The sequence below is a fragment of the Clostridium thermarum genome (assembly GCF_006351925.1).
GTDB classification, from domain to species: Bacteria; Bacillota; Clostridia; order Clostridiales; family Clostridiaceae; genus Clostridium_AU; species Clostridium_AU thermarum.
In genome coordinates, this window is the sequence record NZ_CP040924.1 from 2,672,436 (window position 1) to 2,697,500 (window position 25,065).

20 protein-coding genes, 2 rRNA genes, 1 pseudogene, 1 riboswitch and 1 other annotated feature (1 of these 25 cut by a window edge) are annotated in these 25,065 nt (G+C 38.4%); of the genes and pseudogenes, 9 read left to right on the forward strand and 14 right to left on the reverse strand.

Annotated features, from left to right (window positions below; all coding sequences use genetic code 11):
• Positions 1 to 38: 38 nt before the first annotated feature.
• A riboswitch (cobalamin riboswitch) is annotated at positions 39 to 214 on the reverse strand.
• An 80-nt stretch (positions 215 to 294) separates the two neighbouring features.
• A complete protein-coding gene (locus tag FHY60_RS12090) occupies positions 295 to 639 on the forward strand; it encodes a hypothetical protein (protein ID WP_139905292.1) in 345 nt (114 codons plus the stop codon).
• A gap of 303 nt (positions 640 to 942) precedes the next feature.
• Here FHY60_RS12090 and FHY60_RS12095 read toward each other — a convergent pair whose 3' ends face one another.
• Both FHY60_RS12095 and FHY60_RS12100 read right to left on the reverse strand, forming a co-directional pair.
• Positions 943 to 1,494, reverse strand: coding sequence for a cob(I)yrinic acid a,c-diamide adenosyltransferase (locus FHY60_RS12095; protein ID WP_139905293.1), 552 nt, complete (start codon positions 1,492 to 1,494; stop codon positions 943 to 945).
• Between the two features lies 1 nt (position 1,495).
• Positions 1,496 to 2,116: an NUDIX hydrolase gene (locus FHY60_RS12100; protein ID WP_139905294.1), complete on the reverse strand. Its 621-nt coding sequence runs from the start codon at positions 2,114 to 2,116 to the stop codon at positions 1,496 to 1,498.
• Between the two features lie 248 nt (positions 2,117 to 2,364).
• Between FHY60_RS12100 and FHY60_RS12105 the strand changes: the two genes are divergently transcribed.
• Positions 2,365 to 3,633: a D-alanyl-D-alanine carboxypeptidase family protein gene (locus tag FHY60_RS12105; protein ID WP_139905295.1), complete on the forward strand. Its 1,269-nt coding sequence runs from the start codon at positions 2,365 to 2,367 to the stop codon at positions 3,631 to 3,633.
• Positions 3,634 to 3,688: 55 nt separating this feature from the next.
• Here the strand turns inward: FHY60_RS12105 and FHY60_RS12110 are convergent, their stop codons facing one another.
• Entirely contained in the window at positions 3,689 to 4,816 is a 1,128-nt protein-coding gene (locus tag FHY60_RS12110) for an aminopeptidase (protein WP_139905296.1), read from the reverse strand.
• A gap of 115 nt (positions 4,817 to 4,931) precedes the next feature.
• Between FHY60_RS12110 and hypF the strand changes: the two genes are divergently transcribed.
• On the forward strand, positions 4,932 to 7,244 hold the full coding sequence (gene hypF, locus FHY60_RS12115) for a carbamoyltransferase HypF (RefSeq protein WP_139905297.1): 2,313 nt from the start codon (positions 4,932 to 4,934) through the stop codon (positions 7,242 to 7,244).
• A gap of 526 nt (positions 7,245 to 7,770) precedes the next feature.
• Here hypF and FHY60_RS12120 read toward each other — a convergent pair.
• Positions 7,771 to 7,950 (reverse strand): hypothetical protein, encoded by a 180-nt coding sequence (locus FHY60_RS12120; RefSeq protein ID WP_243122145.1) that lies wholly within the window; start codon positions 7,948 to 7,950, stop codon positions 7,771 to 7,773.
• A gap of 176 nt (positions 7,951 to 8,126) precedes the next feature.
• Here FHY60_RS12120 and FHY60_RS12125 point away from each other — a divergent pair, with 176 nt between their 5' ends.
• Positions 8,127 to 8,534, forward strand: a complete 408-nt coding sequence (locus tag FHY60_RS12125; protein WP_139905299.1) for an ATP-grasp domain-containing protein — start codon at positions 8,127 to 8,129, stop codon at positions 8,532 to 8,534.
• Between the two features lie 17 nt (positions 8,535 to 8,551).
• A complete protein-coding gene (locus FHY60_RS12130) occupies positions 8,552 to 9,997 on the forward strand; it encodes an aminotransferase-like domain-containing protein (protein ID WP_139905300.1) in 1,446 nt (481 codons plus the stop codon).
• 188 nt (positions 9,998 to 10,185) lie between these two features.
• On the opposite strand, the gene FHY60_RS12135 is transcribed toward FHY60_RS12130, so the two are convergent.
• Genes FHY60_RS12135 through FHY60_RS12145 form a run of 3 tightly spaced genes read right to left on the reverse strand, consistent with a single transcriptional unit; the run spans position 10,186 to position 13,591 of the window.
• Entirely contained in the window at positions 10,186 to 10,536 is a 351-nt protein-coding gene (locus tag FHY60_RS12135; RefSeq protein WP_139905301.1) for a phenylpyruvate tautomerase MIF-related protein, read from the reverse strand.
• A gap of 12 nt (positions 10,537 to 10,548) precedes the next feature.
• Positions 10,549 to 11,205, reverse strand: coding sequence for a pyrophosphatase PpaX (gene ppaX, locus FHY60_RS12140; protein ID WP_139905302.1), 657 nt, complete (start codon positions 11,203 to 11,205; stop codon positions 10,549 to 10,551).
• Positions 11,206 to 11,218: 13 nt separating this feature from the next.
• The gene (locus FHY60_RS12145; RefSeq protein WP_139905303.1) at positions 11,219 to 13,591 is read right to left on the reverse strand and encodes a UvrD-helicase domain-containing protein; all 2,373 of its coding nucleotides are present in this window, start codon (positions 13,589 to 13,591) and stop codon (positions 11,219 to 11,221) included.
• A 229-nt stretch (positions 13,592 to 13,820) separates the two neighbouring features.
• Here FHY60_RS12145 and FHY60_RS12150 point away from each other — a divergent pair, with 229 nt between their 5' ends.
• Both FHY60_RS12150 and FHY60_RS12155 read left to right on the forward strand, forming a co-directional pair.
• Positions 13,821 to 14,663, forward strand: a complete 843-nt coding sequence (locus FHY60_RS12150) for a YitT family protein (RefSeq protein ID WP_139905304.1) — start codon at positions 13,821 to 13,823, stop codon at positions 14,661 to 14,663.
• 177 nt (positions 14,664 to 14,840) lie between these two features.
• On the forward strand, positions 14,841 to 15,524 hold the full coding sequence (locus FHY60_RS12155; RefSeq protein ID WP_139905305.1) for a GntR family transcriptional regulator: 684 nt from the start codon (positions 14,841 to 14,843) through the stop codon (positions 15,522 to 15,524).
• 172 nt (positions 15,525 to 15,696) lie between these two features.
• Here the strand turns inward: FHY60_RS12155 and FHY60_RS12160 are convergent, their stop codons facing one another.
• From FHY60_RS12160 to FHY60_RS18745, 5 genes are all read right to left on the reverse strand, one after another.
• Positions 15,697 to 15,918, reverse strand: a complete 222-nt coding sequence (locus tag FHY60_RS12160; protein WP_139905306.1) for a hypothetical protein — start codon at positions 15,916 to 15,918, stop codon at positions 15,697 to 15,699.
• A gap of 72 nt (positions 15,919 to 15,990) precedes the next feature.
• Positions 15,991 to 17,040, reverse strand: coding sequence for an arginine--tRNA ligase (gene argS, locus FHY60_RS18730; protein ID WP_423243592.1), 1,050 nt, complete (start codon positions 17,038 to 17,040; stop codon positions 15,991 to 15,993).
• 12 nt (positions 17,041 to 17,052) lie between these two features.
• Positions 17,053 to 17,199, reverse strand: a complete 147-nt coding sequence (locus FHY60_RS18735) for a hypothetical protein (protein ID WP_423243565.1) — start codon at positions 17,197 to 17,199, stop codon at positions 17,053 to 17,055.
• A 42-nt stretch (positions 17,200 to 17,241) separates the two neighbouring features.
• Positions 17,242 to 17,400 carry an arginine--tRNA ligase domain-containing protein gene (argS, locus tag FHY60_RS18740; protein WP_423243566.1) on the reverse strand — a complete coding sequence of 53 codons (159 nt, stop codon included), beginning with the start codon at positions 17,398 to 17,400 and terminating at the stop codon, positions 17,242 to 17,244.
• Positions 17,401 to 17,559: 159 nt separating this feature from the next.
• Positions 17,560 to 17,670: a hypothetical protein gene (locus tag FHY60_RS18745; RefSeq protein ID WP_423243567.1), complete on the reverse strand. Its 111-nt coding sequence runs from the start codon at positions 17,668 to 17,670 to the stop codon at positions 17,560 to 17,562.
• 167 nt (positions 17,671 to 17,837) lie between these two features.
• Positions 17,838 to 18,045, reverse strand: a binding site (T-box leader).
• Positions 18,046 to 18,251: 206 nt separating this feature from the next.
• Here FHY60_RS18745 and FHY60_RS12170 point away from each other — a divergent pair.
• Positions 18,252 to 19,016 (forward strand): annotated as a pseudogene (locus tag FHY60_RS12170) (endo-1,4-beta-xylanase); the annotation flags it as partial.
• Positions 19,010 to 22,687, forward strand: coding sequence for an endo-1,4-beta-xylanase (locus tag FHY60_RS12175; RefSeq protein WP_139905308.1), 3,678 nt, complete (start codon positions 19,010 to 19,012; stop codon positions 22,685 to 22,687). The pseudogene FHY60_RS12170 and the gene FHY60_RS12175, both read left to right, overlap by 7 nt.
• A gap of 216 nt (positions 22,688 to 22,903) precedes the next feature.
• On the opposite strand, the gene rrf is transcribed toward FHY60_RS12175, so the two are convergent.
• Together rrf and FHY60_RS12185 are read right to left on the reverse strand one after the other, a co-directional pair.
• Positions 22,904 to 23,020, reverse strand: a 5S ribosomal RNA gene (rrf, locus tag FHY60_RS12180).
• Between the two features lie 46 nt (positions 23,021 to 23,066).
• Positions 23,067 to 25,065 (reverse strand): 23S ribosomal RNA (locus tag FHY60_RS12185); it runs 952 nt beyond the window's last position.

Here is a 25,065-nt window from a genome sequence, read left to right on the forward strand (position 1 = left end):
AGCAGGCTTAGCACTTACCCTCCCTCCGAAGGCAGTCAATCTTCTTCAAATACATAAGATATCCTGGCTTACACCTCATCCTGCTGGTACCCTTCCCTGATTTCCATCAAGTGGTTATGTACCCATCGTCAGTGAATACAGTAGCGGGGGCTGTTGCGGATTCTCACCGCATTCCCTCATGTATTTTGAAATTCAGTTTTATTTAAGTCTATCATCATTTCCCAATTAGTTCAAGGATAAATTTAATATTTTCTTCAACATTGGGAAACAATAAGTCCAAAGGAAGGTGATACAATGTTTATTACAAGCATTTCTCTATCTTATGTTTTAGCTGGTGTTTCTGTAGCATTTATTCTGGCATTTTTATATTTTAAAGTATTAGTGGTAAAGAGTTCCGACAAAAACCAAAGTCATGATAGAATTCTAGGCTCAATGAAAGACCCGGATACCTGGAGAAGAAAAAATAACACTATGTCCTATGTAAGCCTATTCTGGGCAGTAGTGGCTGCAGCGGCCTTCGTATACCTAAAATATTATGTACCCTCCACACTTGTTTCTATATGGTATTTAGCCGCCTTTACCGCAGTTCTTTTTGTCAGCTTTGGTTTATTTGGGATTAGCAAAAGGAAAGCTCATTAAAAAATTAATGGCGGAGAAAACGGAGAACACAAAAGTATTCTATTATTTTAAAAAAGCTTATTTGATAATGTGACCTTATTTAAGACATAATCCATTGTGGTTATGTCTTTTATTTATTAAAAAATATGATAAATGTTAATGTAATCATGGTATAATATGGATTAATTGCAGTTTAAGTTTATATACCTAATCTTTAGAATAAAAGTGTTGAAGGACATGTATTTCTATGTTACTTGTCCTTCAACACTTTTTTATAACAGAGCAATATAATATCAAATCGCTTATATTCCTAAATGGATTTATCTATAGGAGCACAATTTCCTCTTCCACTCCGCATACAAAATTTATATATCTTGCAAGTGTAAAGAAGAAATCTGACAGCCTATTTATATATTTATAACAAGCTCCGTATTCCTTTGTTTCTCTGCTTTCGATAAGCCTTGCAAAAACTCTCTCACACCTTCTGGTTACTGTCCTTACAACATGACAGTACACCGCCTCTTCTACTCCGCTGTAGTATAGAAACTTTTTTAACAGGGGCATGGTTTCTGTCATCTTATCGATGTTCTCTTCTAAAAACTTCAAATTATCTTCATTAATGAAAGCCTTAGTAAAATTATTGGACAATTCGGCTCCTATTTTGTACAAGTCATACTGTATTGTCTTTAGAAGAGAACCTATGTAGGTAGCTTCATTGACCTCTACCTTTATTATCTTGCACCTTAGCACACCTACATGAGCATTAATCTCATCTATACTGCCCTGGAGTTCCATAAAAATATCACTCTTTGAGTACTTTTCCCCTAAGATATTAGTTGTACTGCCTTCATCACCTTTTTTTGTGTATATCTTCATTTTACTTGTCTTCTCCTTCGCTTTTTAAAATATCTGTAAACACCTTCATAATAAGGGCTGTAAACCCCCAAATTACATAATCCTTATACTTATAAAAATATTGATTTAAATTATCAGTTGTGAATTTATAGTCTCTTCCTCCTCTTATCATATGAAAAGGAAAGTTTTCATCCAAATGAGGGCCTACCTTCATGGTATAACACTCTGGTTCGTTCTTTAAGAAAAACTCAAGTGGTACGTAAAATACATGATCCACCTCATCAGTATTATAATTATCAGGGTCTTTGTATAGCTCCGCCACAAAGGGATACATCATATTTCCATAAGGACTTATAAAATAATCCATTTCTCCCAATATGTTAAAATCTTTATCCTCTAAGCCCAACTCTTCTTTTAGTTCTCTGGCTGCTGCCTGTCTATAGTCTTCCCCCTGCTCCAGCTTACCTCCCGGAAAACATATATCTCCCGGTTGGCTCCTAAGGCTCAGGGCCCGCTTTTCAAAAAGAATGTAGGTTTCCCCATCCTTTTCTAATATAGGTATAACTACGGAACTTTTTTTAAACCTTCTTATAGATTTTCCTTTTCTATCTTTAAAAATATTAATTATATCCTTACTGTTCAAATATACTCCTCCTAAAAATGCTTCGATACATATGTAAATTGGATACTTTTAGATAGTTGTTCAATTGTGCCATAAGTGATATACTATTAATATGAGCCACTTGGACAAGTGTTGTTTTTTTATCATTTATTATATTTTACCACAAATCTATGCTTACATAATTAAAGAAAAGCATTAATATATAAAAGATATTAAATTTGATTTTTAGAAACTTTAATATAAATATTATTTTAGAGAGGTATTTGCAAATGAAAAAACTAAAATTCTCATTACTATTAACATTGGCTTTATCGATTACAAGTTCAATTATGCCATCAGCTAAGCCCTTAGCAGCAGAAAATCCACCGGAGATTAACGGTCTTTCTGCTATAACCTTAGACTATGAAACCGGTGAAATAATTTATGCAAAAAATATAGATGAAAAGAGATACCCTGCCAGCACAACCAAGTTGATGACCTCATTATTATTGGCAGAAAACAAGCAAAAATCCGATATAATAACCTATACTGAAAGTGCTTACAAGCAACCTGAGTATGCTTTAAGGACTAATATATACTTTAACCTAAAAGTTGGTGATACCTTCACCGCAGAAGACACAATGAAAGCATTGCTGCTCTTCTCTGCAAACGATGCAGCTTATATGGTAGCTGACAATGTTGGCGGTAATGTAGAAAACTTCATAAAGATGATGAATGACAAAGCTAAGGCTATAGGAATGAATAATAGCAACTTCGTAACTGCTAACGGCCTTCATGATGATAACCACTATACCACTGCTTATGATCTAGCACTGTTAGGAAGAGCCGCTATGGAAAATCCTTGGGTAAGAGAAACTGCCGGAACAAAAAAGGACATGATTACCCTATTAACAACCGGCCAGCCAGCATATGTTGAAAATAGAAATAAGCTTGTGGGAGTAAATGGTAACATTGGTGGTAAGACAGGTTATACTTCCTTAGCCGGTAAATGTCTTGTTTCCGTATATGAAAGAGATGGCAGAAAAATTGTCGGCGTTGTTATGAAGGCTGCCTATGATGCCGAAGATACTATGATGTATAAAGATATGGAAGCTATTATAGATTACAGCTACAAAGTTCAAAAAACCGTAACAAAGCCAAAGGGTACTACTATTGACACAGTTACTCTTGAATATAAGCCCCTTAAGTTCTTTGGACCAAAAAAGACCATTGAAGTGCCTGTTGTAATTAATGATGATGTTAATTATTATGAAAATGATATAAATAAATCAGAAATAAAATATGAAACTAAACTTAACGATATAGATCCTTGGGCTCTTTCACAGGATACAGCCATAGGTAGCTTAGTTGTTACTCAGAGAAATGCCTTGGCAACAAAAGAAATTGCTCTATATCCAACAATTTCAGCCAGTGACCTAAGAGCAGCCAATACAGGCTTTTACATTGGCGTTGTTGTTGGTGCTATAGGTATTATAGCCCTGTTAATACTTCTTATTTCTGTAATAAGAAGAGGTTCCAGAAGAAGACGTTCCTATTAGGAGTACTAAGAGCAGCTTGTTACTATGCAGGCTGCTCTTTATTACATTTTTACTTTTATAGTCCGTACTTTTCAAGTATCTCCATTTTAAACTGACCATTTTCATAGAATAATTCGCCATCGGCATAGATTTTGCCGCCATTTCTCATATCACAAATCATATCCCAGTGTAAAGAAGACTTATTTGTTCCACCGGCTTCAGGCATAGAATCACCGATTGCCATGTGGATTGTACCACCTATTTTTTCATCGAATAGGATATTCTTTGTACATTCTTTTATTCCATAGTTAGTTCCAATAGCCATTTCTCCGAAGTAGCATGAACCTTCATCTGTAGCAAGCAGTGATTTTAGTAGTTCTTCTCCAGCCTTTGCTTCAGCCTTTACAACTTTTCCATTTTCAACTTCCAGTCTTATACCTTCAACTTCCTGCCCCATATATATTGATGGGAAGGAAAAAGTTATATATCCGTTTATGGACTCGTGTACAGGTGATGTAAAGATTTCTCCGTCCGGGAAGTTAACTCTGCCATCGCAGTTGATCCACTTTCTGCCCTCAATTTTCACCTTAATGTCTGTTCCTTCAGAAATTATATGTAATTCCTTCTTAGTGTTTAGATAGTTAACCCATCTATCCTGTTCAGCACTTATTCTCATCCATTCTGCCACTGGATCCTCAGAATCAAGAAGTCCTGCACCGTATACAAAATCTTCATAATCACTTAAGCTCATAGAAGCTTCCTGAGCCTCAGACTGTGTTGGGAACTGCGTGCCGCACCAACGAAGAGAACCGTCCCCCATTCTTTCTGAATAGATCTTTCTCCAGCTGGTAGCCCCTTGAAGATTGGCCTTCATTTTCTCACCGGGTATATTTGTAAAGGATCTTGTGTTTCTACCACCCCAAGCTGTTAGCCAAACATCAGCCTTAGCCAGTACATTTTTCAGAATAAATTTTTCTTCTCTTAATTGCTCTTCACTGCTGTACTTCAATACTGTTTCATCAATCTGTTCTGAAGTCAATCTATATTCAGCGTGGCCTCCAGCCTTAACAACCTCTTTTATAACTTCCTTTGCCCATGGTAGTGCCACTTCGTCACACTGTACAAAAACAAATTCTCCAGGCTGTACTTTTGTAGAATAGTTCACTAATAATTTTGCTAACTTGCTTAATCTTGGATCTGTCATCTAATTTTCCCCTTTTCTTTTAATTTCTATCTATATGAATAGCTTAGTTTTATTATATAATAATCTTAATTAAAATAATATATTTATTAAATTATTTTGCAAAAGAAGGTATAGTATGAAAAGATTGTTCATTATCGTAAAAGGTATTGTCCAAGGAGTTGGTTTCAGACCCTTTATCTATAATGCTGCCCTAAAATATAATTTAACGGGCTGGGTTAATAATAATTCCGAGGGTGTTTATATTGACGTTGAAGGTTGCTCTGATGATATCAGTAGCTTTTTGAACGAGCTAAAGTTTAATGCTCCTCCTCTGTCAAAGATAGATCAAATTATTACCGAAGAGCGGCCTATACAAAATTATACTTTCTTTTCTATCGAGGAAAGTGAAAGAAAGGAAAACAGCATCACTCTGATATCTCCGGACATTGCAACCTGTAAAGACTGTCTGGAGGATATAGATGATATTGATGGGCGCCGCTACCAATATCCTTTTACCAACTGTACCAACTGTGGCCCTCGTTTTTCTATAATTAAAGCTATACCCTATGATAGAGACAAGACTACCATGAAGAAGTTTACTATGTGTAAAGAATGTAATACAGAATACAAGGACCCCAGAGACAGAAGGTTCCATGCTCAGCCCAATGCCTGTGACAGCTGCGGGCCTCACCTATATATAATAGATAATTTCAATAATATTATTGATATTTCTCATGAGGCTGAAAATAATTCCGAATATGCAAAAATCTGCTGGACTGCAGATAGGCTAAAAGAAGGTTATATTTGGGCTATAAAAGGTTTAACAGGTTTTCACCTTTGTTGTAATGCTAAAAATGACGAGGCAGTAAAATTGCTGCGTCAAAGAAAACAGCGTCCCCACAAGCCCTTTGCCGTAATGATGAGAGACATAGCTACAGTTAAAGAATACTGCCATGTCAGTGCTGAAGAGGAAACCTTACTTACCGGTATCCGCAAACCAATTGTCCTGTTAAAATTAAAAGAAACTGTAAATGGCGAGAAATCCTTATCCCCATCTCTTGCTCCCGGCCAGAATACCTTAGGAGTGATGCTGCCCTATACCCCTTTACATCACCTGCTTTTTAAGGCTGGGGTAGAAGTATTGATTATGACCAGTGCTAATATACACGGCCTGCCTTTGGAATATAAAAACGAAGAGGCTTATAATCATCTTAAGGGTATAGCAGATTACTTTCTTTTTCATGACAGGGATATTCATATTCCGGTGGACGATTCCGTTGCAAGGATAGTTAGCGGTAAGGAGCGGCTAATCCGACGTGCCCGGGGCTATGCACCGGAGCCAATGGTATATGAAGAAACTCTGCCTATATTGGCCTGTGGTTCAAATATGAAAAATACTTTTTGCATATCCAAGAATAACTTTTTATTCCTGAGCCAGCATAACGGTGACTTAGAAAATCTGGAAACCTATAATCATTATGTTAATAATATTGAGCACTTTAAAAATATATTTCTCTTTAAGCCGGAATATATTGCGGCAGATTTGCACCCAGAGTACTATTCTACAAAGTATGCACAAAGTACCGACCTTAAGATGGTTCAAGTGCAGCATCATCATGCCCATATAGTAAGCTGCTTAGCAGAAAATAAGGTTACCGATACTGTAATCGGAGTTGCCTTTGACGGAACCGGTTATGGCACTGACGGCAGTATTTGGGGCGGAGAGTTCTTGATATGTGATTTAAAAAGCTTTACCCGGGCTGGGCACCTAAAGCAAGTTTCGATGCCCGGTGGAGATAAAGCAATATTGGAACCTTGGAGAATGGCTGTGTCCTATCTTTATGAATATAGTGATTTAGCTCCTGATGAAATGGCAAATTACTTTGTGCCGGAATCTTGCGAAATCGGCCAAGGAAAAACTTTATTAAAGACCTTGGAGAAAAATATAAATTGTGTCTCGACCTCCAGTATGGGAAGGTTCTTTGATGCAGTGTCTGCAATATTAAAGCAGTGTACAAAAATTAGTTATGAAGGACAGGCTTCTATGGAGCTTGAGGCGCTAATCCCGCAACACTCTGTTAAGGATTTATACCCATATGATATAGAAGCTTCTGATACAATCATTTTTAATCCTAAAAAGATTATTAATGGAATCTTGTTGGACATAGAAGACAAAGTGTCCTCGACTATTATATCTGTTAAATTCCATAATTCAATCATTAACGCCACTGTAGAAATTTGTGATAAAATTAGAGATAGGTTTAACATTAATACGGTTGCACTAAGTGGTGGAGTATTTCAAAATGCCTATTTACTTGAAAATGTTATACATGGACTTGAAGCTGGAGGCTTTACTGTTTACTCCCACAGCCTGATCCCCTCCAATGACGGCGGGGTTTCGCTGGGACAACTTATTGCTGCCAATGAATTAATCAAGGGAGGACTTTAAATGAAAAAGCCAGTATTATTAATTTTGTTTATTCTATAGAAAAGTTTATGAATGTAGGTTCCACGGCGGCTCTATTAAATAAGTAGCCGCCTTTTAATATGAATACTACATATACCTACTAAAATTACTGCAGCAACAAAAAATGATGCTCCTATTCCAATAAAAGTATTCCTTTGGTATAGCGCTCTGCATTATTGTGTTTGAATAAATACCTTGGATATTTTGTACCAATCCTAGAATTACTAAGATGATGAATGTTATTATAAAGCTTCGAGAATAACCAAAGAATTAATATTGTTTTTACATTAGAATATTTTGAAAGGACTTTATAACCTTGTAGGCCACTTTTCATAAGGCCAATTCTGGTTTTAACGTTCGCCGGTTTATTATAGCCATACTTTATGAATCCAAAACTGATACCCGCTACTAAAAAAAGTGGCTTTCGCCACGCCCCCTTTGGGGAATAATTTATATAAAACGTTTCCACTTTAGGGGCATATGCGTCAGCATACTCCTAAAACTTTTTTTAAAACTCGTAAGTTATCCCGTGTACACCCTCGTATTTTGCGGGTCTCATTATTCCTCCGCAAGGCTCACAGCTAAATGTTGGTGGCTCATTAATATCTCCATCATCAACTATATCAAAATATTGTACAATATTTTCAGGAATAAGTTCCTCAGTTCCACAGTTTGTACATATATACAAGATTCCATCGTTAACTTTATTTTGCTTTTTCTCTTTTCGCTTTGCTGCTTTTAACTTGGCCCTTTGTTTATCTTTAACCGTTTTTTCTTTGCCATTGTACTTCCTCCCTTATTGGTTTTGGCTTTCATTTTTAACTCATCTAATAAAAGTTTTTGCCATCTTTTTCTTAGAGATTCATATATGATAATGAAGTTATAATTGAGAAATATATAGAAGGTACGGAAATAACCTGCAGCATGCTGGATGATAAACTGCTGCCTGTACTTGTTATAAAGCCTAAGGATGAATTTTTCAATTACAGTTCCAAGTATGACAATGGCGGCGCAGAGGAAGTTGTCATAGAGTTGCCTAAGCATCTATATGAACAAGTTTCAAAAGCCGCAGAAATATGCTGGAAGGTTTTTAAGTTGAAGACTTATGCCAGAATTGATATGATAATTAGAAAGGATGAAATATATCTTCTCGAAATAAATACACTGCCGGGAATGACTGCAAACAGCTTGCTTCCAAAGAGTGCTGCAGCTTACGGCTTAAGTTTTCCTGAGCTATTGGATAAGATAATTGAGCTTTCTGTAAGCAAATAATATAACTGAGGTGCCGCATGTTCTTAAATATTGATCCCAAGAGTCATGAACCAATATATATGCAGATATATCTGCGCATTAAAGAAATGATAAATCAGGGTATGCTTCCCCATAACACAAAGCTGCCTTCCACAAGAGAATTGGCGGAGCTTATTAAGGTAAGCAGAAGCTCTGTTATATCTGCCTACGAGCTTTTAGAGACTAGGGGTTTTATATTCACAGTTAAGAGTAAGGGTACCTTTGTCAGTTATAAGGAAATAAACCACGCCGGTTACTGTAATATTCAATGGAGAAATAACATCAACAGGTATGCTATGACTGCAGAAGAACTTGATATTATGAAACAGCAGCAGATTTACAGAAAAGGCATGATATCCTTTAAGTCTATTGCCCCCGATGAGACTCTTTTTGATATAGATGAACTCAAAAGATCCTTCTTGAATCTTGTGTCCCTTGAAGAGGGAAAAATCTTTAATTATGGTTACGCAAGAGGTTATAAGCCGCTAATTGAACAGCTTATGGAATACATGACCACTAAAGGAGTTGACACTGAGGGAAAGTCTATTTTAATCACCAACGGATTTACAGAGGCCTTTGACATAATCCTCTCTTCCATAATGGAAAAAGGTGATACAATTTTGTGTGAAAATCCAACCCACAACACTGCTATAAAGCAGATGAAGCTTCATGGCCTCAATATTCTTGGTGTTAAGGTAAATAAAAATGGCATTGATATGGATTCACTCCGGGAAGCCATGATGGATAAGACAATAAAGGCTGCCTATCTTGTGCCTTCCTATCATAATCCCACAGGCATAGTAATGCCTTATGAAAAGAGAAAGGCTATTTATGAAGCATTGACAAAAGAGGGGATACCAATAATAGAAGACGGTTTTACTGAAGAACTTCAGCACCTGGGAGGTCATATGGCTCCTATAGCCGCCATCAGCGGTAAAGGGAATTCCGTGGTTTATATCGGCAGCTTTTCAAAAGTACTTTCACCTGGAATGCGGATCGGTTGGATCTTTGCTGATACTGCCCTCATCGAAGTGCTTGAAAGCGTAAAGCGCAGCAGAAATATTCATACTTCATTTTTAGACCAAGGTATACTATATCACTACATGAAGGGTCCCGGCTTTGAAAAATACATTAAACGTGTCCGTAATATTTATAGGGAAAGATATGAAAGGGCTAGAGAATATTCTGAGAAGTATATACCAAACCAATTTGTAACCGGAGACGGTGGCTTGTACCTTTTTGTTAAGCTGAAAGGCATAAACTCCAGACACCTACTCGATCACTGCAGCAAACGTGGAGTTATCTTTACCCCCGGGGACATTTTCCACACCGACGGCTCCGGAGAGGACACCTTGAGAATCGGTTTTTCCAGAACCTCCTTAGAGGATATAGAAAAGGGAATCAGAATTATTGGTGAAGAAGCAGATAGGTTGTTAAATAAATAAAATTCGCCACCAAAAATTAAACACGGAATCCACAGAGAACAATAAGGACACAGAAGGATTTCCCTTCAGTGTTCTCTGTGTCCTCTGTTTTTTTCCGTGTTTAAATATTATAGGAAGTATCCTCAGCGTAATTCCGCGTATTCATTGTCTTCCGTGATTAATATTCTGTTCTGATATCTTGCTATTGACTAAAACAATCCCCCGTTCCAGCCCCAGTTTCCATCGGATACTTCCTGGAAGATGACATAGGTACTGTCACCGGGTATAGAAAGTTCTTCTGATAAAAGTTCACATATCTTTGCAGTAAATCTATCCTTATATTTGCTGTGCTGAACACCAAAGAGCTTTACCTCTATAATGGCTCCCTTATCCATTTCCAGACCTCTAAAGTACAGGGTTTGATCATCGTTAAAGCCTACATACAGCCATTCTTCTGTTTTCCCGGGAAATATTTCGATAAGTTCTCCGATTTTTTCTTTCAGTTTTTCTTTTTCATCTCTTGTAAGTCTTTGTGAAGTTACGCAATTAATATAAGGCACATAAACCACTCCTTAAACTACTTTTTCTATGTTTTCACTTTCTATTATATTCACCAGTTCCATTAGTTTATCAATGACATAATCCGGTTTATAGCTCATCAATTCCTCCATAGAGAAGGATGAGTAAGTTACAATACAGGTGCTGGTGCCAGCATTCTTTCCACATTGAACATCATAAATGCTGTCACCTACCATTAGTGCTTCCTTTGGTGCTACCCCCAGCCTTTCACAGGCTAACAGTGCCGGTGTACCATCTGGTTTGTGCTTATCAGTGTCCTCAGGAGTGATAATCACATCCATTTCATCATAAATCTTGATGAGCTTTAAACTTCTCTCTGTCATCGGCTTTCTTTTAGAAGTTACTATTCCAAGTTTTATGCCTCTTTCCTTTAGAGCTTTTACAGCCTCCACAGTGCCTTCATAGTGCTCGGCCAATATGTCATGTTGGCTTTCATTGAAGCTTCTAAAAGCATCCATAAGTTTCTCAGCATTTTCAGGGTCTACGCTGTTCATGCTCTTTACCAGAGGTTCTCCAAAGAATCTTACGATTTTCTCCTCCTCCATTTCCATATTTAAGGCTGTCTTAAAGGCATATTTAAAAGATTCTAATATTAACCTATTTGTATTTATAAGTGTTCCGTCCAAATCAAATAAAACTGCTTTTATCAAATAATCCCATCCTTTACATTGAATTTAAAATCTCTCCAATAAATCTTGAAGGTTTAACCACTTCCTCGTTTTTACTCTCAAGAGTTATTATATGAAGATTTCTCTTAGCTCTGGTTAGAGCCACATACATCAGCCTTCTCTCCTCCTCCAGTTCTCCGAAGCTGCCCATTTCATAGCGTTCTATGCTAGACCGGGTAGGCATGATGTTATCTATTAAGTCTATCAAAAAAACATTATAAAATTCAAGTCCTTTTGATGAGTGAATAGTAGAAAGAGTAATATCACTCTTTCCTTTCTTATACTTTGCTTCCTCCATTACCTTCTCCAGTTTTTCCAGTCTTACCATAAAAGCTGCTAAGCTGTTACACCGTGCTGCTAAAGCTTTTAGGTTTGACAGTATCACTCTCAAACTATCATAGCTGTAGCCCATATTTACACAGTTTTCCTTAAGATATCTGCAATAGGCTAAATCCTTCTCCAAATAATCTATGAAGTCAACTGGTGACTTTAGCTTAAGAAAATCAAAAATTTTCTTAAGTCTTCCCAGGGCACCCTTTTGATGGCTGGAGATTTCTTTTAAAGTTTCTGCTGCAGTAAAAATATCCATGACTGAACTAGAATTGGTAAGAATATAATTAATAGTATCCTTGGATACATAGCTGTTAATCCTATAATAAATTCTACTAAAGACCTCCCTGTCACTATAGTCTAAAGTAAACATTATAAAACTGCGGATATCCTGTATGATAAAATGCTTAAAGAAGAATTTATTATAGTCCCTTATATAGAAGGAAACCCCTCTTCTGCTCAACTCATCTGCCAGCTTTATTGCAGCCATGTTGTTTCTGTAGAGAATTGCACTTTCCTTATTTTCTGCTGAAGAAATCTGACTTAAAATATAATCAACTTCTTCAATTTCATCCTTCAGCTTTACTGTTTTTACTCTATCACCGGACCGGTTTTCGGTATGAAGTTCCTTGTTAAACCTCTCTGTATTACTTTTAATAAATCGGTTAGCCAAGCCTACTATCTGTGGTGTAGACCTGAAGTTTTGCTCAATAAAGTATTTTTTTGTGTTCCCATACATTTTGTCAAACTCCAGCAAAAATTTAGGATAGGCTCCCCTAAAACTGTAAATGCTTTGATCGTCATCCGCCACCACAAAAACATTATTTTGGGGATTTGCTATAATTTCAATCAGTTTATGCTGAATTTTTGAAGTATCCTGTCCCTCATCAATTTGTATATAATTATACAAATTTCTATATCTGCTTAGGAGTTCCTCGTCCTTTTTTAAGATTTCATAGGCCAAGGTAAGCATATCATCATAGTCGATAAAATTATTGCTTCTCTTAATCTTTTCATAAGCATTAAAGATCTGTACAAAGCATTTTATATCCAGGGTATTGCTGTACTCCACTATTTCATGAGGGTTAAGCATCATGTTTTTAACATAGCCTATTGAATTACTTAAATCTTCCAGCGCATCGTCATCCATATTCTCCCCATTATGCTCCTTGAATAAAGTCCTGAGAATTTCCCGTTTTAATCCTTTATTTTCCCCTTCTTCAATTATCTTATAACTTATATTGTTCATGATGGAATACTTACGTATCAATTCATAACTGAAGGAGTGAATGGTGGAAAAGTTAGCCCCGATGGAAGTAATTTCTCTGAAAAAGTTGTAGTACCTGTTCTTCATATCCAAGGCAGAAGCTCTGCTGAAGGTTATAGAGAGAATCGATGCCGGATTGACCCTGTGATTTATAATCAGATTTGCAGTTCTTGCTAAGAGCACTGTAGTTTTACCTGCACCGGGAACTGCCAGAACCAGCGCCGGTCCATCTTTATGCAGTACTGCTGCCTTCTGCTTCTCAGTGAGTTTTATTCCACACTGCCTGTTAAGCATTTCTATGAATTTGTTTTCTTTATCCCTAAACTTTGTTTCCGAAAAATTATCCTTGAAAGTTTCAAAGCTAGACTGAGTAACTGCTTTTACAGATGTCAGCACTGCCTCACTTTTAATCATATGCTGCTTCATTTTTTCCAGCAGCTCTGCTGCTGCTCTGCGGCAGTACTCTGCTTTATCAGTTTCTGAAAGGTTCTTTATTAATGAATAGTACCGCTGTGGTACTGTAAGCTTACACAGTGCCTTTATGGTGTATTGTCTAACCTGTCCATGACTGTCACTTAAGTTCTCAATTAAAAAAGGTACAGCTCTGTTACAGCTTTCCTTATGCCTTTCTGCTAGCTTACCAATGGCTGAAGCTGCAAGTCTTTTGTCATTGGCCCTTCCCTTAGAAAGGTACATTATCAAATATTCAATTGCTTCTTTCCTACCGCTCTCCCCTAATTCATAGGGGGTCATTTTCATAAGTTTCTTCATGCTAACTCCTCAATTCTAGGTTACTCTATCTTACATTATAAAATTTACTCATTTCTCAGTCAAATCCACATATTAACTCTATAGATATTAATGATAACAGAATGAGAAGGTTTAAACATATTTTATTCAGAACTATTGCCAACTTCTTCATTGGGGTATATAATATTATTGTAAAACAAAATTGTACTACAATTTTGTTTTACAATTTCATGTGTGAGGAGGAATAGCCGTGGTTAAACTAAAAGAGTTTTTATTGATAAACTTGGGACTACTGCTTGTGGCCCTTTCCATTTACTATATTGCAGTTCCACAGAACCTAGTTACCGGAGGGGTCAGCGGCTTATCCATTGTTATAAATACTATATTTCCTGCCCTTTCTGTAGGTACTGTAATGCTTTTTCTAAACCTGCTTTTATTCATCGTTGGTTTTATTTTTATTGGTTTTAACTTTGGTGCAAAAACTATTTATTCAAGCTTCGCTCTTTCCGGTATGGTATGGCTCCTAGAGAAAATACATCCCTTATCCGGTACCTTAACCAACGATACTCTGGCAGAAGTTCTTATTGCTTCTTTACTGTGTTCCATTGGCCTAGCCATTACCTTTAGTCAAAATGCCTCTACCGGAGGTACTGATATAATCGCAAAAATTTTAAACAAATACTTTGATATTGATTTAGGCAAGGCAGTGCTGGCTGCTGATATCCTAATAGTTCTTTCTTCTATTTTCGTATTTGATATAAGTGCAGGCATGTACGGAATTTTAGGTCTTTTATTAAACGGTCTATTGATAGATTATATACTTCAAAGCCTACAGAGCAATAAGGAAATAGTAATCATAAGCCGCGAAAGTAACCCTATCAAGGATTTCATTGTAACTGAGTTGGAAAGGGGTGCCACCATATATTCTGCTAAGGGTGCCTTCACCAATAATGAGAGAGAGGTAATCCGCACCATTGTCAGCAGAAAGCAGTATATAAAGCTAAAAAGATACATTCAGTCACTGGATAGAGATGCATTTATTACTGTAAATAATGTCAGTGTTACTTATGGAGAAGGTTTTATTAATTTATAACATGGTAGTTTCCCCTTGTATGTATCACCGGATAAGCTTTATGTTTCTAATTATTTTAAGAAAAAAACAGGCATTTCGCCCTTAAAATTTAAAGTTCTTTAAATTTATTCATATTTATTGTATAATTACTATAGTGTGCCACTTTATCACGTTAAACTATGCTAGGAGGATACTCACGTGGAAGAGAAACCAAAGCCGTCCATGGAACAAATTGTTTATGATAAGCTAAAATATTCAATATTACACCGTGAATTAGCTCCCGGGACACAGCTGGTGGAAAGTACTATTTCCGAAAAGCTTAAAGTAAGCAGGACTCCCATCAGAAATGCAATAAAGAGACTTTCCCTTGAGGGATTAATAAATATAATTGCCAATAGAGGCGCCTTTGTAATTCAGCCCTCTATTGACGAAATAGTTCAAGCTTACGAAGCTAGGATAGAATTAGAATGTGCTGCGGTAAAATTGAGTCTTTCCAAAATTACTGCTGATGACATCAATAAGCTTAAACTTATGGTGGAGGATGAACGGGCATCTTTTATTAATAAAGACATGATTCAATTTATCGATACCAATGAAGCCTTTCACATGACTCTCGTAAGAAAAAGCGGAAATAAATTTCTCATCGAGTTCATGCAGAAAATCGTCAATCAAATTAATGTATATCTTCAGCTCTTTGATACCTTCTACAATGTTAATTTTGAAGAGAGTGAAAGTATAAAGGAGCATCTTAATATCATAGATATGATAGAAAAGAAGGATTCTTTACAATTAGACAAAGCCCTAAGAGAACATATCAGTCACAGTTTTAGAGATTTAGAAATAAATAAAGCGTCATATAAAATGCTAAATGATATATTCTAGAATATATCGTTTTCTTTATGGGCGTAAATTCTGATTTTAAGAATATGCTGAAAACCAGCCTAAAATCTATGTTTTTAGGCCAGATGGTCTATCTCGTTGTTTCCTTGGTAAGTATATTAGCGCAGTACTATACCGGATTGGTATAATACTGCGCTTCTTCTTTTAACTAATATTATTGTTTAAATTCACCAAACTTTTTTGCTGCCTTCCAAGTCTTGTTATAAAGGGATCTTTCATTATCATTTGGTTTAAGACCTCTTAGCTCTTGTCTGATCAAGGCTCTGGCTATGATGGTGTATTTTTTAATATCCTCTTCCGTTACTTCTTGCCCAAGCATATTCTTTGTTATTAGTTCAGTGGCCTTCTTATTAACGGCTCTATCAAACTTGTTCATAATATCCTCTCCAAACTTATATAGTTTAACAGGAATATTATTATCCTTATGCTTGAAATTTATCCAAGACGGTTACATTCTTTCAGGCACTTCTAAACCAAGTAGATCAAGTCCTGTTTCTAATACAGCCTTTGTTATGCTGATAAGCTTTATCCATGACACCTTTTTCTCCAGGTTTTCTTCTGATATTATTCTGTTATCATGATAGAATCTATTCAATAAATTAGCAGTATCATATAGATATTCACAAATCTTATTTGGTGTCCTATCCATAAAGGATTTTTCTACTACCTCATTGAAGGATGCAAGTTTTAGCATTAAGTCTCTCTCCACACCACTGCATGGATTAATAAGCTTTAACTCTTCCTTATTGATTAGGTCTTGACACTTATTTAGTATAGATTTGATTCTTACAACTGTATACTGTATATAGGGGCCGGTATTACCCTCAAAGGAAGCAAATTTATCAAGGTCGAACACATAATCCTTAGTTATCTGATTTGAAAGATCTCCGTACTTTAGTGCTGCCAGACCAACAATTCTAGCAATTTCTTCTCTTTCAGCTTCATCCATGGAATCGCTGTCCTTTAACTTCTCTCTTACATTATCCTTAATCATTTTTATAAGGTCTTGGAGTCTCATTACTCCCCCTTCTCTTGTTTTAAATGGCTTACCGTCTTTACCGTTCATAGTTCCAAAGCCGATAAAATCTAACTTAAGCTTCTCTGGTGCAATCTTTGTCTTGTAGGCACATCTGAATACCTGTTCAAAGTGCAAGCCCTGTCTCTTATCCACAACATAAATTATCTGGTCAGGATCATATTCTTTTACCCTTTCCAATATTGTAGCCAGGTCTGTTGTACTGTAAAGCGTTGCTCCATCGGACTTCAAAAGTATAAAGGGTGGAACTGTGTAGGAGTCATCTTCCTTAGCTACATCGATGACTAAAGCACCTTCGCTCTCATAGGTATATCCCTGTTCCTTCAGACTCTTCACCATGTCTCCGATATACTTTTGGCTGTCACTTTCTCCCTTCCACAGGTCAAATTCTACATTAAGCTTGCTGTAGTTCTTTTTTAGATCTGCAACTGAAACAGCTAGTATATGCTTCCATAGTGCAATATAGCCCGTCTTTCATTCTGCAGTTCGAAGGTGCCTTTCTTGCCTCTTCCTAGCCGCTTCATCACTTTTTGCAAGCTTGCTGGAAGCCGGATATATTTCTTCAAGCTCATCTATTGTAAAAGGTTGCTTCTGCAGGATACTCCCCTGTAAAGTTATCATCAAAATATGGAAGCTCAGGATTACGTCTCTTAACCTCTGATATTACCATACCAATCTGCAAGCCCAGTCCCCAAGGTGTACGTCGCCAATTACATTGTGACCTACAAATCTTGAGATTCTCTTAATGCTTTCGCCGATAATTGCAGCACGCAGGTGACCTACATGAAGAGGCTTCGCAACATTTGCACCGCCATAGTCCAACTACCTATGTAAGTGGATTTTCAGCTTCCGAACAACCAAGCTTCTTATCTTCACTCATATCTGATAGATATTTTACTATGAAGCTATCTTTCAAAGTGATGTTGATAATCCAGATTTACTGCTTCTACCTTTCAAATTCTTCAACATCCTTTAATTCCTCTACAATCTGGTTGCTATTTGAATTGGTGCCTTCTTATACTGCTTAGCAGCAGCTAGGGCTCCGTTGCATTGGAATTGACAAAGCTCCGGACGGTTTGATACTGTTACCATTCCATATCTTTGTCACATCCATGCTTCTCAAACTTATCTTCTAAAATACTGCTCAATTTCTTTAACAGTCTTTCCATGTCTTATACCTCCTATAAGCTCCTATAATGATTTGCAGCATCTTCCTGGCTGGATATAATTTTGTAAAAATAAAAACACCCATCTCCTTGTAAAGAGACGGGTGTAACTCCGCGGTACCACTCATTTGATTGATCTCAATCCACTCGAAACTTTAACGCAGTTAACGGCTTAACCTTGCAATGCTCAGACAGCTTCTTAGAGGCCCGTTTCACCAATTTCTTCTTACGGGACTTCCACTCTGTTCCCGCTCGCTGTAAGAAGAATTAATGGTTACTCTTTCCTCATCCTCGAATTTCATTAATTATATTTTACAATTTATTATAATTTACACTGCCAAGGATGTCAACAGCTGCTGTACTAAAATACTAAAATACTAAAATACTAAATTATAATGATGAATCAATGAGATAATTAGTATGCTCCACTTTATATTAGGAAAAATAAGCCTTTCAAAATAACACCTCCTCCTAAAAGCAGCGGAAGTAGTTGACAGAAATGGATGGGATGTTAAGCTGATTTATAACGATTTTGGTCTTGACTCACCAACTAAAGCCCGGGTTGTCTATGAGATGGTAAAAGACATCAACGAGCGTTACGAAGGTGTAAGACCAAATGGTAAAAATCTTATTGAAGTCATCGGTATGCAAGCTCACTACAACCTTTCCACCAATGTTCAAGATGTTGAGAACAACATAAAGCTGTTCGCTACTCTCCCTGGTATAAAGGTTAACATCACTGAAATGGATATCGCAACTCCACCAACAGGAACCCTCATACCTGAGAATGAGCACAATCAGGCTATGAAGTATGGCGAATTGTTCAATATTTATAAAAAGTATGCTGCAGGTCCAGCAAACACTACAGACAACCCAAAGGTTATCGATAGTGTAAAAATCTGTGGTGTGAGAGACGCACAAACAGGATGGAAGGCCGGCGAATTTGCCTTGCTGTTCGACTATGAGGGAAAGGCAAAAAAGGCCTTGATAGCAGTTCTAAATCCTGAAGAATTCCTTGCAGAAAATGATTACATTACGCTGGAAGAAGAGCAAGAGAATAAGCCTATTGACGGTGTATATGTTTATGATACTTCAAAAGGAGACTCTTGGTCTGGAGCAAATATCATATTAGGTAATGATGCCTCCCATTGGCCATGGTCTACAGCCGGTGATGACGGTAAAGTTGCCTTTACTCCTGAGAAAGACGCCACATACCGCATCAGTGTAAACTACACTGCAAAAGGTACTACTTCAATACGTATTCGTTGGTAAAAGATAATACAAATGGTGGATATACCACTGCTGATGGAGCTGTTGTTAATAATCATCAAGTTTCAGCCAACCAAGTGGCTACCCAGATACCTGCCTACTTCAACAGCGGTATGGTGAACATGGGCAGTTACACCTTGGTTACTGAAGTCAAGTTTGATGGATCTCAACCAGCAGATGGTCTGATTGGTAATATAGCTATACGTGGTGGTGGAGGCGGTAATGCCTTCACAATTAACTGGATTAAAGTAGAAAAAATAGGCACTGAAGGAGCACCAGATGAACTTCTAGTGCATTGGAAGGATAAAAGCATAGACCCGGATGTTAATTTAGTAAACCTTGCTGTTGAAGCAATTATGGCAGGTACTTATATAATCCCTAAAGAAAGTCAGACAAGCCAAGATGCAAAGACTGCATGGGTTCAATCAGCGGTTAATGCATTAATTCCATCCAGTAATGGATCCACTGCAACAGTTAACTACAACAATGGCTATGTTGTAACTGTTTCTAAAGGCTCAGTGAGAAAACCCATAACAATTACTGTTGAAGAAGAACCGGCCACTGCACCAGCAATCAAATATAATATTAAGTTCACCCCTGAAGATAAAACAGCTGGAGAATCCTGGTTTACTGGAAGAACCTCCTCTCAAATTGAGTGGACTAATGTAGCTGGCATAGGTGTGGACGATAATTACGTGCTTAAAGGCATGCATATCGAAGGTCAGAGTTATGTAGCAGCCGATAACGCAATTCGTTTGGAACTTCCTGAAGCTTTACCGGCCGGATATGTATACAATGTTAAGTTATCCTTCTACGTTCCTTCAGCACTAAACCAGGGCAAGAGTACTCTAACTGGCCCCGGAATAGTATTAAACGATGGATATGCCCATAGCACTAATAAACTACCAAGCTCACCAGGAACAATAGCTTTGGATCAATGGAAGATAGTAGATGTCAATACAGCTGTTATGACTGATGACTTAACGATGATTGACTTCCGCTTTGTTACTAATACACCTGAAAATCATCCAGACGTTTGGTATATCGATAATATAGTTATCAGCCAAGTTGGAGAGCGTCAACCTATACCAACATGGGATCTTACAATTCCATCACTGGCTGAAACCTATAAGAATTATTTCCTCTTTGGTAATATTATGGATCAAAGTCAGCTTAATGCTAAAACTACTGATATGTATAAGGCATACTACAACATTCTTACAGCTGAAAACTCAATGAAACCTAGCTCTATCAGCAATGCAAAAGGCGTTTACAACTTCACTGGAGCTGATGCTGTCATTGCTTGGGCTAAGAAGAACAACATTAAAGTTCACGGACATACACTAGTATGGCACTCACAGTCCCCTGATTGGCTGTACAAGAATGCAGATGGTTCACCGCTTACTCGTGAGGAAGCCCGTCAGAACATGAAGGAGTATATTGAAAAAGTAGCCGGACACTTCAAGGGCCAAGTTATTTCTTGGGACGTTGTAAATGAAGCTCTTGACGGTGGTTCCTTACCAATCACTGATTGGAGAACAGCAGCAAGAAAGAGTTCCCCATGGTATATGGCATTTGCTAACGGCTCTGATCCATCAAAGGGTGAAAGTGGAGCAGACTATATTTACGATGCCTTTGTTTACGCTCGTTTGACTGATCCAGATGCCATTCTTGAATATAACGACTATAATGAAACTGATGACTGGAAACGTGAAGCTATAGCTCAGATGGTAGAAGACATTAATGCAAAATGGATAAATGACCCAAGAAATACTGACAAGAGCCGCAAGCTTATTGAAGCAGTAGGCATGCAGTCTCACTACTACACTAAGAATGTAACCCCTGATCAGGTTGAGGCTTCAATCAAACGCTTCATTCAGGCTGGAGTAAAAATCAGCGTATCTGAATTAGATGTAGGCTATGGTAGTTATGGCGGACCTGAATATAAAACACTTACGAAGGAACAACAGATAGAACAGGCTATATTCTTTGCTCGTATCTTTGAAATTTACAAAGAATATTCTGATCATATTCAAAGAGTAACTGTTTGGGGTATGGCTGATTCTTTGAGCTGGAGAAGTAATTACAGCCCGGTATTGTTCAATGGCATGTACTCTCCAAAAGAAGCTTACTACGCTGTTCTGGATCCGAAAGAATATCTTGTAAAACAAGGACTTACTCCTCGTCCAACACCGACACCAACAACTCCGAGTACACCAATTGAACCTGAAACTTTAACTATAAACAGCACTGAAGTAGCAATGGTTGTTTCATCAATAGCTAGCGTTTCAAACAATGGTACGGTTGTTGTTAATGTTACAGATAATAAATCTATTGCAAAAGAAATATTTAATGCTCTTAAAGATACTGACAAGACTGTTATTTTCAAACTTGACGGTATTGAATGGTCTTTCACTGGAAGAGATATAACCGATGCTACCAAGACAATCGACTTATCAGTGAATATTGCACCAATTGCCAGCTCAACTACTGCTAACAAATCCCAAATAGCAGAAAAGGTCAATAATGAAGATGTTATGGTAATTTCCTTTGCTGACAACGGATATTTACCCGGAAAAGCAAAGGTAAAAGTAAAGCTTGATTGTAACTGGCTTGAAAACAAGAACAAAGTTGACCTCAGCGTTTACTACTATAATCCAGCTACAAAGGATCTACAGACTATAGCCAGCGGCTTAAAAGTAGATGCAGAAGGCTGTGTTCAGTTTGATATAACTCATAACTGTGATTATATTATAACTGATAGAGATTTAGCAAAGACACCTGTTCCACAAGCACCATCAGTAGTACGAATGGGCGGAGCAGATAGATACGAAACTTCTGTTATGGTATCTAAGGCTGGATGGGCTACTTCAGAGAATGTAGTATTAGCAAGAGGTGATGAATTTGCAGATGCATTAGCGGCTGCACCATTAGCTAAGCAATTGAATGCACCGATACTTCTTACTTCACCCAAGTCTTTAGATGCAAGAGTAATATCAGAACTTAAAAGACTTAATGCTAAGAAGGTTTATATAATTGGCGGTACTGGCGCAATATATCCTGAAGTAGAAAATACTGTTAAATCTATGGGAATAGGTGTAGAAAGAATCGGTGGCAGCGACAGATATGCTACATCTTTGGCCATAGCTAATAAGATGGCAAATAATAAGCAGGTGTTCCTAGTTTCTGGAGCTAGCTATGCTGATGCACTTTCAATATCCTCTTATGCCGGAGCAACCGTAAGTCCAATACTTCTTACTTCCAACAATCAAATGACTGCTGATATTGAAAAATTCATAAAAGACAATAATAGCAAAGTATATGTAATTGGAGGCATCGGAGCAATTTCAGAAGCTGCTGTTAAAGGAATATCCGTAGCAGAAAGAATAGCAGGTGCAGATAGATATGCTACAAACTTAGCTGTATTAAATAAGTTTGCTGCTGAATTTGACTTCTCAAACATCTATCTTACAACTGGAGATAACTACCCAGATGCAATCTGTGGTTCAGCTTTAGCAGGTAAAGAAAAGGCTACAATAATACTTATAAGCAGCAGTGATATATCTAGTGAAAAAACTTATGTTAAGTCAATAATAGAAAAAGTTAGTCAAGTTAAAGTTCTTGGAGGAGAAGGAGTATTAAATCCAGTCACAATACAAACTATTCTTAACTAACATATAAAACAAACAAGGTAATATCAGCTAAATAAAGATTACCCTATAGAGTGTGGGCATTGATGAAAAAACTACCCTATAGGGTAGTTTATAGTTTTTAGTGGCAAGTTAGTATCAACAAGTTAAGGAGTTTTTTCCAGCTTCGTTGCGAAAAAACTTATATTATTTAAAATCAAAAAATAAAAAACACCAGGCATTTTGCTTGATGTTTTACAGACCTGGCAACGTCCTACTCTTCCACTCAGTCTCCCAAGCAGTACCATCGGCGCTGTGAGTCTTAACCATCGTGTTCGGAATGGGAACGGGTGTAACCCTCACGCTATCATCACCAGATATCAGAGAAGTTTGTTCTCTGAAAATTGCACATAAGAATGTGTTTTAGGTCAAGTCCTCGACCTATTAGTACTAGTCAGCTGCACACATTACTGTGCTTACACCTCTAGCCTATCAACCTTGTGTTCTTCAAGGGGTCTTACTGACTTACGTCATGGGAAATCTTATCTTGAGGTGGGCTTCACGCTTAGATGCTTTCAGCGTTTATCCCGTCCCGACATAGCTACCCAGCGGTGCTCCTGGCAGAACAACTGGTACACCAGAGGTCAGTCCATCCCGGTCCTCTCGTACTAAGGACAGCTCCTCTCAAATTTCCTACGCCCGCGACGGATAGGGACCGAACTGTCTCACGACGTTCTGAACCCAGCTCGCGTGCCGCTTTAATGGGCGAACAGCCCAACCCTTGGGACCTACTTCAGCCCCAGGATGCGACGAGCCGACATCGAGGTGCCAAACCTCCCCGTCGATGTGGACTCTTGGGGGAGATCAGCCTGTTATCCCCGAGGTAGCTTTTATCCGTTGAGCGATGGCCCTCCCACGAGGTACCACCGGATCACTAAGTCCGACTTTCGTCCCTGCTCCACTTGTGGGTGTCGCAGTCAGGCTCCCTTCTGCCTTTACACTCTACGAACGATTTCCAACCGTTCTGAGGGAACCTTTGAGCGCCTCCGTTACTTTTTAGGAGGCGACCGCCCCAGTCAAACTGCCCACCTAACAATGTCCCGTCACCAGCTTCATGGTGTCCGGTTAGAATCTCAGTATCATCAGGGTGGTATCCCAAGGTCGACTCCACAAAGGCTGACGCCCTTGCTTCCAAGTCTCCCACCTATCCTGTACAGATAATACCGAAACTCAATGCTAAGCTACAGTAAAGCTCTACGGGGTCTTTCCGTCCAATCGCGGGTAGCAAGCATCTTCACTTGCACTACAATTTCGCCGGATTTGCAGTTGAGACAGTGCCCAAATCATTACGCCATTCGTGCGGGTCGGAACTTACCCGACAAGGAATTTCGCTACCTTAGGACCGTTATAGTTACGGCCGCCGTTTACTGGGGCTTAAGTTCATGCCTTCGCTTGCGCTAAGCAATCCCCTTAACCTTCCAGCACCGGGCAGGCGTCAGCCCCTATACATCAGCTTACGCTTTAGCAGAGACCTGTGTTTTTGCTAAACAGTTGCTTGGGCCTATTCTCTGCGGCCTACTCGCGTAGGCACCCCTTCTCCCGAAGTTACGGGGTCAATTTGCCGAGTTCCTTAACTGCAATTCTTCCGCTGGTCTTAGGATTCTCTCCTCACCTACCTGTGTCGGTTTGCGGTACGGGCACTACTTCACTCCCTAGAGGCTTTTCTTGGCAGCGTGGAATCAGATACTTCGCTACTAAATTTCGCTCCCCATCACACCTCAGCATTGAACAGACGGATTTGCCTATCTGTTCTGCCTAGATGCTTAGACCCACATCCAATAGCGGGCACATCCTATCCTCCTGCGTCACCCCATCGGTAATAACGCGTCATAGTGGTATCGGAATATCAACCGATTGTCCATCGCCTACGCCTCTCGGCCTCGGCTTAGGTCCCGACTAACCCTGGGAGGACGAGCCTTCCCCAGGAAACCTTAGGTTTTCGACCAAAGAGATTCTCACTCTTTTCTCGCTACTTATTCCAGCATTCTCTCTCCTGTACAGTCCACCACTCCTTTCGGTATGACTTCAGCCCGTACAGGATGCTCCTCTACCGCTGACGCGCAAGCGTCAACCCGTAGCTTCGGTGGTAAGTTTGAGCCCCGGACATCTTCGGCGCAGGATCTCTCGACTAGTGAGCTATTACGCACTCTTTAAATGAGTGGCTGCTTCTAAGCCAACATCCTAGTTGTCTTAGAAATCCCACATCCTTTTCCACTTAACTTACACTTAGGGACCTTAGCTGACGGTCTGGGCTTTTTCCCTTTTGACTACGGATCTTATCACTCGCAGTCTGACTGCCGGTATACAAGTATATGGCATTCGGAGTTTGATAGGGTTCAGTAAGCGCAATGCCCCCTAGCCCA

Bases quoted from the DNA above. Each gene is read 5' to 3' on its own strand.
- FHY60_RS18735 (WP_423243565.1), bottom strand. From the start codon at position 17,199: ATGATAACTTTACAGGGGAGTATCCTGCAGAAGCAACCTTTTACAATA.
- FHY60_RS12105 (WP_139905295.1), top strand. From the start codon at position 2,365: ATGAAAAAACTAAAATTCTCATTACTATTAACATTGGCTTTATCGATT.
- FHY60_RS12110 (WP_139905296.1), bottom strand. From the start codon at position 4,816: ATGACAGATCCAAGATTAAGCAAGTTAGCAAAATTATTAGTGAACTAT.
- FHY60_RS12160 (WP_139905306.1), bottom strand. From the start codon at position 15,918: ATGAACAAGTTTGATAGAGCCGTTAATAAGAAGGCCACTGAACTAATA.
- FHY60_RS18745 (WP_423243567.1), bottom strand. From the start codon at position 17,670: ATGGTAACAGTATCAAACCGTCCGGAGCTTTGTCAATTCCAATGCAAC.
- FHY60_RS12090 (WP_139905292.1), top strand. From the start codon at position 295: ATGTTTATTACAAGCATTTCTCTATCTTATGTTTTAGCTGGTGTTTCT.
- FHY60_RS12095 (WP_139905293.1), bottom strand. From the start codon at position 1,494: ATGAAGATATACACAAAAAAAGGTGATGAAGGCAGTACAACTAATATC.
- FHY60_RS12130 (WP_139905300.1), top strand. From the start codon at position 8,552: ATGTTCTTAAATATTGATCCCAAGAGTCATGAACCAATATATATGCAG.
- FHY60_RS12145 (WP_139905303.1), bottom strand. From the start codon at position 13,591: ATGAAGAAACTTATGAAAATGACCCCCTATGAATTAGGGGAGAGCGGT.
- hypF (WP_139905297.1), top strand. From the start codon at position 4,932: ATGAAAAGATTGTTCATTATCGTAAAAGGTATTGTCCAAGGAGTTGGT.